This is a genomic window from Caballeronia sp. (genome assembly GCF_049581465.1).
Taxonomy (GTDB): domain Bacteria; phylum Pseudomonadota; class Gammaproteobacteria; order Burkholderiales; family Burkholderiaceae; genus Caballeronia.
Genome location: NZ_JBAUSA010000927.1, coordinates 1 through 1,686, shown reverse-complemented (window position 1 = coordinate 1,686; position 1,686 = coordinate 1). Strand labels below are relative to the sequence as shown.

The 1,686-nt window shown below is 59.7% G+C and carries 2 protein-coding genes; both read left to right on the top strand.

Going from position 1 to position 1,686, the window contains the following annotated elements; genetic code table 11:
- Positions 1-72: 72 nt before the first annotated feature.
- The gene (locus WCA53_RS22775; protein WP_423915820.1) at positions 73-996 is read left to right on the top strand and encodes a division plane positioning ATPase MipZ; all 924 of its coding nucleotides are present in this window, start codon (positions 73-75) and stop codon (positions 994-996) included.
- 332 nt (positions 997-1,328) lie between these two features.
- Positions 1,329-1,686 (top strand): hypothetical protein (locus tag WCA53_RS22770; protein WP_423915818.1); only part of this gene is annotated, 358 nt, incomplete at its 3' end.

The following is a 1,686-nucleotide window of genomic DNA, read 5'->3' as shown; positions in this document are numbered from 1 at the left end:
TCGAGAGTGTCGTTGCGCATTTCGCTTGACCACAGACGCGCGTAATTTGAAGATATCCAAGGGATTCAAAAAATGTTGGTGCAGACTAGTCAGGGGCAATCGGGCTCGGCCCATGTAGTTGTGCTGGGCAACGAGAAGGGCGGTTCGGGGAAATCCACTACCGCCCTGCATATTGCCGTTGCCCTGATGAAGGCAGGCCAACGCGTCGCCACCATCGATCTCGATTGCCGCCAGCAAAGCTTCACCCGCTATATCGGCAACCGCCGTGCCTGGGCGCGCCGCACCGGCCTCGACCTCGAACTGCCGGTGCATTGCTGCACCAAGCTCGGCGAGACCATGCAGATCGCCGACAATGAATCGTCCGAGTTCCAGCAGTTCATGGATGCCGTCAGCGCGGTGGAGCGGAGCTTCGATTTCATCGTGATCGATACGCCGGGATCCGACAGCTATCTGATGCGCCTGGCGCATTCGATGGCCGATACACTGGTGACGCCGATCAACGACAGCTTTCTCGATTTCGACGTGCTCGGCACCGTCGACCCCGCGACCTATTCCGTGACCGGCGAGAGCCATTATGCGGAGATGGTGCGCGACGCCAGGCGCAAGCGCCGCCAGCTCGACGGCGCCTCCACCGACTGGATCGTGGTCCGCAACCGGTTGTCGATGCTGGGATCGCGCAACAAGCAGTTGGTCGCCGATGGCCTCAACGAGTTGTCGTTCCGGCTCGGCTTCCGCTCGATCGATGGTTTTGCCGAGCGCGTGGTTTACCGCGAGTTCTTTCCTCGCGGGCTCACCGCGCTCGACGACCTCGATGAGGCGACGCTCGGCACCCGCCCGAGCATGGGCCATGTGACGGCGCGCGAGGAGGTCACAAGCCTGCTGCGCCAGTTGAAGCTGCCGCTCGATGAACGCGGCCGCCGCCGCGCCGCCAATCGGGCCGAATGGTTCAGCCAAGTCGACAAGCCGCTCGAAGTCCACGACATCATCGGCGCTTGAACCTCGCCAAGCTGGAATCTTGCGCAAGGGGACGACGGTGCATATTTACCGTTAGGCCTGGAACGAACGGTCCCGAAGCCCGTTTTTAGTACGGCTTTACCGAAGACCTGAACCTGACGTTGATTTGTGACGTCCTAAAGTGCGGCAGGTTACCGGTCCCGATGTTGTGCAATTGCACAATAAGAGGGTGCGCCGCACAATGATCAGGCGGTCAATTCACAACATTTAGCCTTCCTGTCACGTCGCTGTGACGTATATTAACGATCAAGGGAACGCAGAGTCCCGGACATAGGAATTGAGTTCTCCCTGAGGTGACTGCTCCGAGGACAGATATGAAACGTGGAATTGCTATTCTGCTTTCGCTTTGCGCGCTGGTGTCGGTTGCGTACTTCACCGCGAGCAAGTGGGCGATCCGTCACGAAACAATCACGTTCTACGATCCGGCGCGCGACAATCGTCCGGTCGCGGTCGACATCGCCGTGCGGCGCGACAAGGAAATGCAGGCCGATGCCGGCATGATCACGCTGCCGGTGGCGATCCTCAATCACGGCAACACCGTCAAGTTCACCGAGTATTCTTTTCTGGCGAACGTGTTCGCTGCGCGGGGATATCTGGCGGTCAGCATCCAACATGATCTGCCGACCGATGCACCGATGGTGACGAAGGTCGGCGAGCTCTATGTCGGCCGTC